The organism is Algoriphagus aquimarinus (assembly GCF_900112005.1).
GTDB classification, from domain to species: domain Bacteria; phylum Bacteroidota; class Bacteroidia; order Cytophagales; family Cyclobacteriaceae; genus Algoriphagus; species Algoriphagus aquimarinus.
Map to the genome: position 1 here is coordinate 24,127 of NZ_FOKK01000018.1, position 13,937 is coordinate 38,063.

Genomic DNA, 13,937 nt, shown 5'->3' on the forward strand with positions numbered 1-13,937 from the left:
TACGGGTAATCATATTCATTAATATAAAACCCAGGTATCCTTACTTCCTCCACCTTGGGAGCTGTTCACTACTAACGAACCTTTCTTCAGCGCTACTCGAGTCAATGCGCCTGGAATCACCTCAATTTCTTGTCCATACAAGATATAAGGTCTCAGATCCACATGCCTTCCGCTTATACCCTCATCGGTAAGTGTCGGCACTGTTGAAAGGGATAAAGTAGGCTGAGCGATGTAGTTTGTTGGATTATTGGCAACAAGCTCTCTGAATTTCGCATGCTCCTCTGGAGTTGCCTTTGGACCAATCAGCATCCCGTATCCACCTGCCGCATTCGTTTCCTTCACAACTAATTCTTCTATGTGATCCAACACATATTGCCTGTCCTCTTCCTCTCTACAGAGATAAGTTGGTACATTATTTAATATTGGTTCTTCATTAAGATAGTATTTGATGATTTTTGGAACGTAAGCATAAACTGCCTTATCATCCGCTACGCCCGTTCCAGGAGCATTTGCCAAAGCAATATTCCCCGCTTTATAGGCTTCAAAAAGACCAGGAACTCCCAGCATAGAATCTGGATTGAAAGTCTCTGGATCCAAGAATGTGTCATCTATCCTGCGATAAAGCACATCGATTTGCTCTAAACCTTTGGTGGTCTGCATGTACACTTTCTTATTCTCTACGATCAAGTCCACGCCACTGACCAGCTCCACTCCCATTTGCAAAGCGAGGTACGAATGTTCATAATAAGCCGAGTTATAAACCCCGGGAGTCAGTACTCCGACCACAGGTTTAGGCTTATCCGAAAGATTCTGAAGCATCCTAAGTAACTTAGTCGGATAGTTCGAGACTGGCATTACACCCTTTTGATTAAAAATATCAGGGTAGACGCGCTTGATTATTTCTCGACTTTCCAACATATAGGAAACTCCTGATGGACATCTGAGATTATCTTCCAAGATGTAATATTCCCCATCCTTACTCTTCACGAGATCAGTACCCGTAATATGACACCAGATACCCTTAGGAGGAGTCAATCCTATACAAGGCTCAAGATAATCCTTACTCTTAAGGATCAGGTCTGAAGGCACGACACCATCTTTCAGGATATTTCGCTCATTATAAATATCCTGAAGAAACATATTCAAAGCTTGAGTTCTTTGCTTTAATCCAGCCTCGAGCTTTTGCCATTCTGAATTGGGAATAATCCTGGGAATGATATCCAAGTGAAGGATTTTCTCCATTCCCTGATTGTCATGATAGACATTAAAAGTCATACCCATCGATCGCTGCGTCTGATTGGCAGAATGCTGCAACTGGTTCATCTTTTTGGAACTCGTCTTTTTCAGATGATTGTAAAACTCATTGTAATGCTCTCTAATCTCCCCTTCTTCAGAGATCATCTCATCGTAATGTTCTCCTGCGTTGTATCCTTCGGTCTTCATAAGTTTATCTAAAATAAAACAAGCTTCAAAAAGATAGGTGAATTAGAGTAATTGTCAAAAAAATAATAAAAATAGGTTCATATTTTTATGAAAATCTATATTCTTGCCACGATATGTCAATACTATGATTCAATAATTACCACTCTATCAATCAATCAGACCATCATTTCAGCCCTCTCTTCTCAGTTAAGTTAAGTATTTATTCTTGGGTTGGTTGCAGTTGCAGACAGAACTGTTGATTAAAATACTTTATTTTCGACCCATGGTTAAGCGACTTTTAAAAATACAAGACAACTCGATAGTGAAGAGAATCACGATTTGGAGACAAATCAAGGACGGTCTTTTCATTGCAATAGGAGTCGTGATGGCTAGCATAGGCTTGAAGGGTTTTTTATTGCCAAATGGATTCTTTGATGGAGGCGCGATGGGCATGTCACTGCTCTTAGACATGCTTACTCCAGTCAATCTTTCTGTACTAATTATACTAGTCAACTTACCATTCATTCTGCTTGGTGCTAAGCAGGTTTCGGTGCCATTCGCGATCAAAAGCACCTTGGCAATTTTTGCGCTAGCACTACTTGTTCATTACATAGAAGTCCCTGCTATAACGGCAGATAAATTGCTGATTGCTGTTTTTGGAGGTTTTTTCTTAGGATCAGGAATTGGATTTGCTATTCGAGGTGGGGCTGTAATCGACGGAACTGAAGTGCTAGCCATTTCTGTGAGCAGAAAATCAAGCCTAACTGTAGGTGATTTTATCACTGTCTTCAATGTCTGCCTATTTATAATCGCAGCTATTTTCGTAGATATAGAAACAGCCATGTATTCCATGCTGACTTACTTCTCCGCTTCCAAAACTGTAGATTTCATCATCAACGGCGTGGAAGAATACCTAGGCGTGATGATCATGTCTTCGTACAATGAAGAAATCAAACAAATGATTTCCTTTGACTTAGGAAGAGGGGTGACAGTACTGAAATCTGATGGAGGATATGGAGACAAGGCCAAAGAGCTTCCCGATAGAAAAGTATTATTCTGCGTAATCACCCGATTAGAAGTCACCAAAATGCTTGTGGAAATCGAAAAAATTGACTCCAAAGCCTTTGTGATTCAATATCCTATCAAGGACACTAAGGGAGGGATGATTAAGAAGAGACCGCTTCATTAGTCGTTAGTAGCTAGACAGAAGTAGCAGGACATTAGATTTAGAGACAAAAGAAAAGGGCGAATATCATAAATCTAGACTCTTGGTTTTAAAATCTAGATTCTAATTTTAATTTAATTCATCTCTTTTTTTATAAAAGGTCTTTCCCAATTTATTGATATGATCGAGCAGATTTTTGTTCTGAATCCTACCAAGACTCTGTAGATCGATAGTGTAAGGAAAATCACTCTCATTAATATCAGAAATCACTTTTCCCAAAGTAAAACGATCAATTTCTCCATCAGCAATAACCAAATCCAGATCAGATCTATTAGTAAAAGTACCTTTGACTCGAGAACCATAGATAATCACATGGGCTACCTGTGGATATTTTTCAAAAATATCAACAAGTATCTCTTGAGCAGAATTTGTCAGTCCAAATCTCATCAATTTATTATTATTTTTCAACGGTCATATGCCTGCTCGGTTGACGCCAATTGGACGCGGATTCTAGCAAGGCTTAGAATCATCAGTTTAAGCATCTCGTTACTCATGCCTATCTACCTCAGACAGACTCGATTTCACAAACTCCAACTTAAACTAATGTTTTATTCAAGGCTGATAAAGCTTGAGAATATCGCTTTTGAATATCAGGAATTACTTCTTCCATAACTGTAAAATCATAGGTATGGCTAAGAAGATTACGGTCATTAATCATGTCAAGCCAGATTTCAATCTGGTCAATGTACTTAGCTTTGAAAGCTTCCTTCATAACCATTTTTGGAGAAATTTGATACAGAACCAAACCGTCTGACTCCATTTTATCCTTAAGCGTTTTCCATCCCAATTCTAACGTAAATTCAAAACGCTGAATAATCCCCTCTTTTTCTAACTGTGAAGTTTTAGCAAGATCAAGAAATTGAATTTCCTCCAAAAGTTTCACAGCCTTTGTAAAATTCTCTAAACGTTGCTTCCACCTAATGTCATTTTCCATAGAAAAATGAATTTAAGAATTTATTTGGATCATCTGAATGGAATTGAATTCAATAAAGACGAATGATTATTGAACATCAAAAAGGGCGAATAATTATTCGCCCCTACCAATATCTTATATATTGACTTTTGGTTCTAAAATCTTGATACTTGCTTCTTAAGAAATCGTCGATCCACTCGCAGTCCCTTCATGAGGCACCATTAGCTTCAGCTTTCCGTCTTTATCTTCTGCCATCAAAATCATGCCTTCGGAATCAATGCCCATCATCTTACGTGGAGCAAGGTTGATCAACATCGTCACTTGCTTGCCTATTAGGTACTCTGGCTCGAAGTGCTCTGCTACTCCACTTAGTACCGTTCTATGACCAAGACCTGTGTCTACTTTCATTTTGATTAACTTCTTGGATTTTGGCATTCTCTCCGCTTCCAAAATAGTAACTACGCGCATGTCTAGTTTGGCAAAATCATCGTAAGTAATGATCTCTTTCATCGCTGGAACCTGTGCATTTTCAGCTTCATTCATCTTCTTGGCATCTAATAGTTTTTGTACTTGTTTTTCTACAGTTTCATCTTCGATTTTCTCGAAAAGTAAACCCATCTCTCCTAGAGAAGTTCCCGCTTTCAGCAGTTCGCCTTGACCAGCTTCAGACCAATCTATCTTTTCCATTCCAAAAAGACCCACCAGTTTCCCAGCAGTAAATGGTAAGAATGGCTCTGATACGATCGCAAGGTTAGCAGCGATATTCAATGCGATATTCAGAATAGTTGCTGTGCGAGCTTCATCAGTTTTAATGACTTTCCAAGGCTCTGTATCTGCTAGGTATTTATTTCCCAATCGAGCCAATTCCATCACTATGCTTAGCGCCTCACGGAATCTATAGCGTTCGATAGAAGAAGCGATTTTCTCAGGAAATTCTGCCAAAGCATCCAATATTTCCTGATCGTAACCAGTCAATTCACCTCGCTGAGGGATGATTCCCTGATAGTATTTATGAGTCAAAACGACTGCACGATTCACGAAATTCCCGTAAATAGCAACCAGCTCTGAGTTATTTCTAGTCTGAAAATCCTTCCAGGTGAAGTCATTGTCTTTGGTCTCCGGTGCATTTGCTGTAAGCACATAGCGAAGCACATCCTGCTTGCCAGGAAAATCTTCCAAATACTCATGCAACCAAACTGCCCAGTTTCTGGAAGTAGAGATCTTGTCTCCTTCTAGGTTCAAAAACTCATTTGCAGGCACATTTTCAGGCAGAATATAATCGCCGTGAGTTTTAAGAATTGCCGGGAAAATAATACAGTGGAATACGATGTTATCCTTTCCGATAAAATGTACCAGCTTGGTATCTTGATCTTTCCAATAAGGCTCCCAATCTATACCCTTTTCGGCTGCCCATTCTTTAGTCGAAGAGATGTAGCCAATAGGCGCATCAAACCAAACATAAAGAACTTTGCCCTCTGCGTCTTGCAACGGCACTTTTATACCCCAGTCCAAATCTCTGGTCATCGATCTTGCTTGCAAACCTTCGCCAGCTTCTAGCCAGGAACGACACTGGCCTAGTACGTTATTTTTCCAATCATTCGCATGATCTTCCAGTATCCATTTTTTCAGGAAATCCTGATACCTCGCCAAGTCAAGAAACCAATGTTTGGTTTCTTTCAAAATAGGAGTTCTTCCGCTGAGTTTTGATTTTGGATTGATGAGTTCTGTAGGGCTAAGCGAACTGCCACATTTCTCACACTGATCGCCGTATGCGTGCTCATTCCCACATTTCGGGCAAGTACCTTCTATGTATCTATCCGCCAAAAACTGATCTGCTTCCTCATCGTAATATTGCTCGGTAGTCTCCTCTAGGAATTCGCCTTTCTCATACAAATCCTTGAAAAAACCCTGAGCCGTTTCATGATGTATAGGTGCTGATGTGCGGGAGTAATGATCAAAACTGATCCCAAATTCCTGAAAACTACCCTTCATGATCTGATGGTAGTGATCCACCACTTCCTGAGGCGTTTTTCCTTCTTTTTTTGCCTTGATAGTAATCGCCACACCGTGCTCATCAGAGCCACAGATGTAGGCTACGTCTCTATTTAGGCTTCGCAAATAGCGAACGTATATATCTGAGGGAATGTAGCATCCCGCCAGATGACCGATATGAAGCGGTCCGTTGGCGTATGGAAGTGCAGAAGTGACTGTATATCTTTTGAAATTCTTATTGCTCATGATCAATCTAAAATTCTAACTAGAAAACCCCGCGTTGAAAACAAATTCGTTACAGGATCAGGGCGCAAAGATAGGAAAATCAGGCAAAGCGAGCCTTAGGCATTTGCAAATTCATTGCGAGCCTCATCCGTCAAAATACCATTGTATATAATTGTGATCGCCTGATCATAAATGTCGGCAGGAGGATTTTTCATCCCTTGCTGTATTGGCTCGGGAAATTGGTTGATAAATTTCGGATCCATGAGCGATTGCACCGCAGTAGCATATAGCATAACTACAAGGTTGATATTGATAGAGGGATTGACCAACCCTTCACTTACCCCTTGCTCTAGCAACTTCTTAAAACGAGTGTAGGCAGACTCATTGATATACTGGGTGAGATCTTCCCAGATTTCGGGCGCATGCTCTCTAAGATCTTCGAAAAGTTCAGGATTGATTGGACCTAAAAGTGAAGCCATTACAGTCAAAGTGGACTTCAGTTTAAGTGGAAAAGAAATATAACGATTTTCCACAATTGCCTCCACTTTAGCAGTAAGCTTGGTTTTGGTTACTTCAAAAGATGCTCCAAGCAATTCCATCTTACCAGGATAATACTTATAAAGTGTCTTTTTGCTCATGCCTAGCATTTGGGCTATATCATCCATGGTAGTTTGGCGATAGCCTTTCTCCAAAAAAAGTTTGTAGGCGGCATCCAGAATTTTGCTTTCAAGATTGGCTTTTTTAGTCATAGGTGATTGGGGAGAATAGTATAGCAAAGATTTAAAATAAAGGGAGGATATGCAATGTAAAGTTCCTGCAGCTCAAAGCTCCTGATTTTGCTCGTAATGCTGCGGTGAGTGCAACGCGTATAACCTTTGAGGCCTTTTTTGAACCTTGAAGGATTTGTAAAGGAAAACTACCCTGCCAAGACTCAAAAACACTTAAATAACTAAGTGTTTTTGCAGTAAAAGAAAATAAAAATTAATCTGTATTTTTGTATCCAAGTAGATACAAACAATATATACTTCATCGAGAAAACAATTGAATTCGACAAATGGCTAAAAAAGCTGAAGGACATACAAGCCAAGGCTAAAATTCTTTTTCGTATTCAGAAAATTGAAAGAGATGGTCACTTCGGAGATTGTAAATCTGTAGGAGATGGAATTAGCGAAATGAGGATAAATTTCGCAAAAGGCTATCGAGTTTACTTCAAGGAAAAGGATGGAATTATAATTGTTCTGCTAATTGGTGGAGATAAGTCTTCCCAACAGAATGACATTAAGAAAGCGAAAGAAATCTGGAATAAGTTAAAAACATAACAATATGGATACTTCAAAATTTGACATAGCAGATTATTTGGATAGTAAAGAAATGATAGCTGAATACCTGAACACAGTTTTGGAAGAAGGAGATAATGCAGATGTGATAAATGCTATCGGCCACGTAGCCAAAGCAATCGGAATGACAAAAATTGCAGAAGAAACCGGACTCAGCAGACCAAGCTTATATAAAGCACTTTCAGACGGTGCCAAACCTCAATTTTCCACCGTTATGAAAGTCTTAAAAGCAATAGGCGGACAACTCCAGGTTAATCCAATATCAAGTTAAATATGTATCTCGTGGCAGCACTCCATTCTGACAACCTTTAAGTTTATTTTGAACCTCGAAGGTTTAAAAAACAGAAATACTTATGAAATTCTTATTTTAGATTTAGAAAACAGCCAAACCAATTCATATTTTGGAGAATTCAAGACTATAAAATCGAATAAAACCTCTTAATCACTGCCAGAAATAAGCAGATTCTATGGAATAATTATCAGGATGTTTTATAACGATCATAATCCACCGCACTTTCATGTGATATACCAAGACGATGAAGCTCTGGTTGATATTAAGACTTTAGAAATATTGGAAGGTCACTTACCAAAAAGAGCAAAAACACTGGCCATTGAATGGGCAATTGAGCATCGGGATGAATTGATAAATAATTGGCAAAAAGCTATTGCTCGTGAACCATTGGACAAAATTGAACCTTTAGATTAAAACAGTAAAGCCATGGTAAGCATAACAAACTACTACTTAAAAGGAGACAAAAAGATCCACTTCTACTTCAGTGATGGCACTGATAAAACTATTGATTTTGATTCTTTTATAGGAGATGACGATCTAAGCCAACCTCTTTCCGATCATGCTTATTTTCAAAAAGTCGCACTTTACGAAAATGGCAGAGGGATTTACTGGCCTAATGATTATGATTTTTGTCCGGATTTTTTGCATCAATATGAAGCAGATGAAAAAATAATGGTAAAAGACCATAACTAATGTAATTACAATACATTCGCAGTTGAGTATTTTCTATTTCTGTATTCTTAAATCAAGTCCTTCATCTAAAGGAAAACTTACCTTTTTAAAAAGTAATGCAAGAGAAAGACTTACATGGTACTATTGGAAAACCAATTGGTGGGTGGCTATGGGTCATAATGATTATGATAATTGGCAGTGGGCTTCAAATTTTGATCAGCCTAATAACTACAATAAATCAACTATTATCAGATGATTGGACTTCATATTTTCACACAATAGATGAGTTACTTCAAACTAGAATACACATCTATACCTATTTAATTCTTTCCATGATAATAGGACTTGGAATTCTTGTTTGGAGCTTAGCAACCTTTTTTAAGCGTAAAAAGAAATTCCCTCCAATTTTCCTGGGGCTACTTGGATATCTTATCCTAGCCGAAATATTAAGAATTTACTTATTGAGCCATTACGCTGACTTAACCGGGCAAGACTTAAGTAATATTGAAAATGGACTTGCAAAAACCGGAATTATTGCAATTGTTACTGGACTGTATTTGAATAAAGGAAAACGCCCAATACTAACCTTTGTGAAATAAATCCTACTCTGACCGCGGGAAAATAGATTGAATTGGCGGTTTAAAGTTTCCTCCTGCATCCAAAACTTAGCCCCTTCTAAAACCATCGTTCTGTACCTTTACCGACTAGCGCCACTCAAAAAACCTTAGCGCATTTCTTTGCGAACTTTGTGTCTTTGCGGTAAAAAATACTCACTTTCAATTTGTGACTTATAAACTTTCTACCTAGGAAAAATATTGCTCCTTCCCTATCGAACTCCTATTTTTACAAGCCTTAATTTTTCTACAAAGCACATGAATCCACAGGAAGCCGAAAAGCGAATTGCACAGCTGAGCCAAGAAATCAATCATCACAACAACCGCTATTATCAGGAAAGCAATCCTGAGATATCTGACTTTGAGTTCGATAAGCTTTTGGAGGAACTGATTGCCTTGGAAACTAGCTTCCCTGATTTGCTTGATCCAGATAGCCCAAGCCAGCGAGTAGGCGGCACAATCACCAAGGATTTTCAAACGGTAGAGCATAGCACTAAAATGCTTTCACTGGGAAACACCTATTCTGTAGAAGAACTTATCTCCTTTGATGAGCGCGTGGTGAAGGGACTCGGTCACCCCAACTTTGAATATTTCTGCGAGATGAAATTCGATGGGGTTGCTATCAGTATAGTGTATGAAAATGGGCGAATGGTTCGAGCTGTCACGCGTGGAGATGGATACAAAGGAGATGATGTCACGGCCAATGTGCGGACGATCCGGAATATCCCATTGGAAATAAAAGGTGACAACATTCCTGCAACATTCGAAGTACGAGGTGAGATATTTTTGCCTTTGAAGGAATTCCTGAAAATCAATGCTGCCCGTGAAGAAGCAGGTGATGCACTCTTAGCAAATCCGCGAAATGCAGCTTCCGGAACTTTGAAAATGCAGGACTCCTCGGTAGTCGCCAAGCGTAGGTTGAATTGCTATTTTTACCAGTTACTTGGCGATGAACTGAGCGTAAACACCCATTCTGAAGCCATATCCCTGATAGAAAAATGGGGATTCAACGTCTCCCAAACGTATAGAAAAGTTGCGGACATTCAGGAGGTAATCCAATACATAGAAGACTGGAAAGAAAAGCGCTTTTCACTTCCTGTGGATACTGACGGCGTAGTTCTGAAAGTTAATAATTACGATCAGCGCGAGGAACTGGGCTTCACTGCCAAAAATCCCCGCTGGGCGATAGCATACAAATACAAGGCGGAAAGCGCTGAGACGGAATTACTGTCTGTGACCTATCAAGTTGGGCGAACTGGCGCCATCACTCCCGTGGCAAATCTGTCTCCGGTGAGTTTGGCCGGTACGACCGTGAAGCGCGCTTCTCTCCATAATGCCAATGAAATTGAGCGCTTGGATCTACATGAGGGCGACTTTGTCTTTGTGGAAAAAGGAGGAGAGATCATCCCAAAAATCACTGCGGTAAATCCCGAAAGAAGAAACTCTAATGCAAAACCAGTTTCATATATCACTCACTGCCCAGAATGTGGGACGGAACTGGAACGAAAGGAAAGCGAAGCCAAGCATTATTGCCCAAATGCCGAATCCTGTCCCCCTCAGGTACTGGGAAGAATCGAGCATTTCGTATCCAAACGCGCCATGGATATTGACTCCATGGGAACAGAGCGAATCAGAGCTTTGATCGATCAGGGATTCATCACTGATCCAGCAGATATTTATGAATTGGAGGCAAAAAAGGAAGAACTGCTTGGACTAGAGATGTCCCAAGATCAGTACGAAACTGAAGGTGATGGCTTGCTCTATATCACCTTAGAAAAAGCACTCTATGCCTTAACTGAAGGTCTTACATCAAAACAGGTTCATGATTTCCTAGCCGAGAATACTGAATTACCACTAGCAGAAGTGCTAAAGGCATTTCAGGAGCATATCAGAAAATTGAAGAAAAAAGTCCCTTCCAATACGGGAATGATCGATTACCTGATTTCAAATCTAAAGGATCACAACCTGCCAAAACTCGAAGATTACGTTCCTGTAGCGGTGGTAATAGATCTTTTCCTTAGCAGAAAAGTAGATTTCCAGCAAGTACTTGAAGTCAGCAAAAAGGAAGGCACCGTTCACGGCATTTTATTGAAACTGAACCTTGACCTCAACCAGCAGCTAACAGATCGCATCAAAAAACTCAAAGCCAATACCTTCCAGGATGGCGTCATCAAAAACATGATGGAGGGAATTGCTGTGTCGAAAAATCAGCCTTTCGAAAAGGTGCTTTTTGCTTTGGGAATTAGAAATATCGGAGAAAACACGGCTCAATTGCTAGCCAGACATTTTGGAACAATCGAAAAACTCGAAGCTGCTACTTCTGAACAATTACTGGACATCAATGGCGTAGGCGAAACGCTTGTACTTAGCCTGCAGGACTTTTTGTCGCAGCCAAAGAACCAAGAGATCATCGCCAGATTAAAAGGCTTCGGGTTGAATTTCGAGGTCGATGAATCAGAATCAAAACAACTTGGAAATTCTCTTGAAGGCAAACGCATTTTGGCCAGCGGGAAATTGACGCATTTCAAACGCGATGAAATCAAAGATGCCGTCATCGCACATGGCGGACAGTACATTTCCTCCGTTTCCAAAAACCTGGATTTCATCATAGAAGGTGAAGACATGGGCCCAAGCAAAAAAGAGAAGGCCCAAAAGCTGGGCGTTCCGATGATCAGCGAAGAAGATTTTTTGAAGATGATAGGTGACGTGTAGGGGCGAAAAATCTTTCGCCCAAGGACAATAATAGGTATCAGAATTACGTGCGAATATTGATTCGCGTCTACAGAGGCGTTTTTTTCCAAAAACAGAATGCCAATTCCTATCATCCCATTATCTTTAGCCTCCCAAACCTTATATACATGAATCAACTTAAAGGAACCGGCGTAGCCCTTGTCACCCCATTTCACGATGATTACTCTATTGATTTCGATGGTCTAAAACGACTTATCGATCATGTAATCGACGGTGGAGTGGATTATTTGGTGGTTTTGGGCACAACTGGGGAAACAGTTACTCTTTCACCTTCTGAGAAAAAACAGGTTTTAAATGCTTGTTTAGAATATAATGCCGAACGCGTGCCTGTTGTATATGGTATGGGAGGAAACAACACCATGTCTGTATTGAGCGATATCTCTGCCACAGATTTCACCGGCATCACCGCCATCCTTTCTGTAAGTCCCTATTATAACAAGCCAACTCAGGCAGGAATTATCGCACATTACAAAGCAATCGCTGACGCATGTCCAGTTCCAGTGATCTTGTATAATATCCCAGGTAGAACCATGTCTAACATCACTGCCGAAACTACTCTTAGCCTTGCTGAGCATTCTAATATTATAGGTATGAAAGAAGCAAGTGGAAACTTGGAGCAATGCATGCAAATCGCTGCAAAAATGCCCAAAGATTTCTTGTTGGTTTCTGGTGATGATCTAATGACCAAAGCGCTATACAGCATTGGTGGATCAGGTATTATTTCTGTAATGGCAAATGCACTTCCAGCTACTTTTAAGGCCATGTGCCATGGTTCAGAAGAAGAAAGTTTGAAAGCAGCTTTTTCACTTTTACCTTTAAACAACCTCATGTATGAGGAAAGCAACCCGGTAGGAATCAAAAATTTGCTCTGTCATATGGGAATCTGTGATGACCAGGTAAGACTTCCTATGCTTCGTGCAAGCTTAGGTTTGAATCAAAGAATCAAAGCGGAATTTCAAAAACTTAAATAAGCATGCAAAATGCCCGATCGATATCTGAACTCAATAGGCTGATCCAACAAGCCTTGGAGACGGAACTTGATCCGGTAATTTGGGTTATTGGTGAAATTGCAGACTTCCGTCAAGCTCCTCAGGGACATGCTTATTTTGAACTGGTAGAAAAGGAAGGAAACACCGTCCAAGCAAAGATAAAGGCCAATCTCTGGTCCTTTGCCTACAGAAATGTGGCGGCGAGATTTGAATCCATTACTGGTTCTAGTATCAAGAATGGTATGAAGGTGCTTGCTCAAGTGGCAGTCAACTTCCATCCTGTATATGGTCTGAGCATTAATGTAAAGGATATTGACCCTTCTTTTTCCTTGGGAGAAAGAGCTAGGGTCCGTCAAGAAACCATCGATAGACTGACTAGAGAAGGCTTACTTCGTCTGAACGCCAGACATTCACTTCCTGCAGTTATTCAGAAAATCGCCATCATCAGCAGCCCTACTGCGGCAGGCTATGGTGACTTTGTCAATCAATTAGAAAATAACGCGTACGGCTATCAGGTTTATCATAAGCTATTCCCTTCTATGATGCAGGGAAATGAAGCCGTAGCCTCCTTGACCAGAAGTCTGGAACAGATTGAATCTGTGAAAGATGAATTGGGAATTGAAGCGGTAGTGATGATACGTGGCGGTGGTGCCCAGTTGGATTTGGATTGCTTTGATGATTATAGGCTTGCAGCCAAAATCGCAAACTTCTCCTTGCCCGTTCTCACTGGCATCGGACACGAGCGTGATGAAAGCATTGCCGATTTGGTGGCGCATACCAAACTAAAAACACCTACAGCGGTGGCAGAATTTCTCCTTTCTGGTTTTAGAGAATTCGAAGAAAATCTAGGATTAGCAATGCTAAGACTAGATCGCGCAACTCGCCAGAAACTCAGTGAGGAGCAAACCAGAATTCAGCAAATCGCCCATCAGGTAAAAGCATTTTCTGAAAGTCGTTTGAAGCTTGAAGCGGAGAAATTGAATTCTTCAATCAGCAGAATTCGAATTTCGAGCAAAAACATCCTACAGATTCAGGAAAATAGTTTGGCTTCTTTTGAGAAAAATATGATTCGGGGTTTGGAGGGCTTTTTGCAAAAGCAAAAACAGAGTTTAGACTCCAAAGAAATACTTCTGCGCCAGTTGAACCCCGATACTATTTTAGCCAGAGGCTATACCCGAACCGAAATCAATGGCAAGTCCATCAATGCTGCAAAAATCCAACTTGGAGATGAATTGCAGACGCATACTTCCAAGCAAAAAATCAGTAGCACAATTACACAAATTGAGGAAAAATGAGTGAATTAAAGTACAACGAAGCTATGAGCCGATTGGAGACAATTCTGGCGGAACTTGAAGAAGGAAAGAAAAGTGTAGACGAACTTTCTGAGTTGGTAAAAGAAGCCGCTGAGCTGGTAAAAGCCTGCAGAAGCAAGTTGAAAATCACCGAAGATGACATTAAAAAGGCTTTTGAGGGTGCTTGATTTTTTAACTCAATTATACTAATTC

General features: G+C 40.3%; 15 protein-coding genes. 10 read left to right on the forward strand and 5 right to left on the reverse strand.

Translation table 11 applies throughout. The annotated features are described in order from the left end of the window. Positions 1 to 18: 18 nt before the first annotated feature. Positions 19 to 1,443 carry a circularly permuted type 2 ATP-grasp protein gene (locus tag BM291_RS18130; RefSeq protein ID WP_092900076.1) on the reverse strand — a complete coding sequence of 475 codons (1,425 nt, stop codon included), beginning with the start codon at positions 1,441 to 1,443 and terminating at the stop codon, positions 19 to 21. A gap of 262 nt (positions 1,444 to 1,705) precedes the next feature. Here BM291_RS18130 and BM291_RS18135 point away from each other — a divergent pair, with 262 nt between their 5' ends. Further along, positions 1,706 to 2,611 (forward strand): YitT family protein, encoded by a 906-nt coding sequence (locus tag BM291_RS18135; RefSeq protein WP_092900078.1) that lies wholly within the window; start codon positions 1,706 to 1,708, stop codon positions 2,609 to 2,611. 105 nt (positions 2,612 to 2,716) lie between these two features. Here the strand turns inward: BM291_RS18135 and BM291_RS18140 are convergent, their stop codons facing one another. The 4 genes from BM291_RS18140 to BM291_RS18155 form a co-directional block, all read right to left on the reverse strand. Beyond that, positions 2,717 to 3,034 carry a nucleotidyltransferase domain-containing protein gene (locus tag BM291_RS18140; protein WP_139229136.1) on the reverse strand — a complete coding sequence of 106 codons (318 nt, stop codon included), beginning with the start codon at positions 3,032 to 3,034 and terminating at the stop codon, positions 2,717 to 2,719. A 148-nt stretch (positions 3,035 to 3,182) separates the two neighbouring features. Then, positions 3,183 to 3,581 carry a nucleotidyltransferase substrate binding protein gene (locus BM291_RS18145; RefSeq protein WP_092900082.1) on the reverse strand — a complete coding sequence of 133 codons (399 nt, stop codon included), beginning with the start codon at positions 3,579 to 3,581 and terminating at the stop codon, positions 3,183 to 3,185. Positions 3,582 to 3,737: 156 nt separating this feature from the next. Further along, the gene (gene metG, locus BM291_RS18150) at positions 3,738 to 5,798 is read right to left on the reverse strand and encodes a methionine--tRNA ligase (RefSeq protein ID WP_092900084.1); all 2,061 of its coding nucleotides are present in this window, start codon (positions 5,796 to 5,798) and stop codon (positions 3,738 to 3,740) included. 95 nt (positions 5,799 to 5,893) lie between these two features. Then, a complete protein-coding gene (locus BM291_RS18155) occupies positions 5,894 to 6,526 on the reverse strand; it encodes a TetR/AcrR family transcriptional regulator (protein ID WP_092900086.1) in 633 nt (210 codons plus the stop codon). Positions 6,527 to 6,817: 291 nt separating this feature from the next. Between BM291_RS18155 and BM291_RS18160 the strand changes: the two genes are divergently transcribed. From BM291_RS18160 to xseB, 9 genes are all read left to right on the forward strand, one after another. Further along, positions 6,818 to 7,096, forward strand: a complete 279-nt coding sequence (locus BM291_RS18160; protein WP_262481225.1) for a type II toxin-antitoxin system RelE/ParE family toxin — start codon at positions 6,818 to 6,820, stop codon at positions 7,094 to 7,096. Positions 7,097 to 7,100: 4 nt separating this feature from the next. Then, positions 7,101 to 7,385, forward strand: a complete 285-nt coding sequence (locus tag BM291_RS18165; RefSeq protein WP_092900090.1) for an addiction module antidote protein — start codon at positions 7,101 to 7,103, stop codon at positions 7,383 to 7,385. Between the two features lie 201 nt (positions 7,386 to 7,586). Continuing rightward, positions 7,587 to 7,820 (forward strand): DUF4160 domain-containing protein, encoded by a 234-nt coding sequence (locus BM291_RS18170; protein ID WP_262481226.1) that lies wholly within the window; start codon positions 7,587 to 7,589, stop codon positions 7,818 to 7,820. Positions 7,821 to 7,832: 12 nt separating this feature from the next. Then, on the forward strand, positions 7,833 to 8,099 hold the full coding sequence (locus tag BM291_RS18175) for a DUF2442 domain-containing protein (RefSeq protein ID WP_092900094.1): 267 nt from the start codon (positions 7,833 to 7,835) through the stop codon (positions 8,097 to 8,099). A gap of 95 nt (positions 8,100 to 8,194) precedes the next feature. Continuing rightward, positions 8,195 to 8,677 (forward strand): DUF2569 family protein, encoded by a 483-nt coding sequence (locus BM291_RS18180; protein ID WP_092900096.1) that lies wholly within the window; start codon positions 8,195 to 8,197, stop codon positions 8,675 to 8,677. A gap of 273 nt (positions 8,678 to 8,950) precedes the next feature. Next, entirely contained in the window at positions 8,951 to 11,404 is a 2,454-nt protein-coding gene (gene ligA / locus BM291_RS18185) for an NAD-dependent DNA ligase LigA (RefSeq protein ID WP_092900098.1), read from the forward strand. A 146-nt stretch (positions 11,405 to 11,550) separates the two neighbouring features. Further along, positions 11,551 to 12,414, forward strand: a complete 864-nt coding sequence (gene dapA / locus BM291_RS18190) for a 4-hydroxy-tetrahydrodipicolinate synthase (protein ID WP_092900100.1) — start codon at positions 11,551 to 11,553, stop codon at positions 12,412 to 12,414. Positions 12,415 to 12,416: 2 nt separating this feature from the next. Continuing rightward, positions 12,417 to 13,727 (forward strand): exodeoxyribonuclease VII large subunit, encoded by a 1,311-nt coding sequence (gene xseA, locus BM291_RS18195; RefSeq protein WP_092900102.1) that lies wholly within the window; start codon positions 12,417 to 12,419, stop codon positions 13,725 to 13,727. Further along, positions 13,724 to 13,912, forward strand: a complete 189-nt coding sequence (xseB, locus tag BM291_RS18200; RefSeq protein WP_092900104.1) for an exodeoxyribonuclease VII small subunit — start codon at positions 13,724 to 13,726, stop codon at positions 13,910 to 13,912. The genes xseA and xseB overlap by 4 nt, the downstream gene beginning before the upstream one ends. Positions 13,913 to 13,937: the final 25 nt, after the last annotated feature.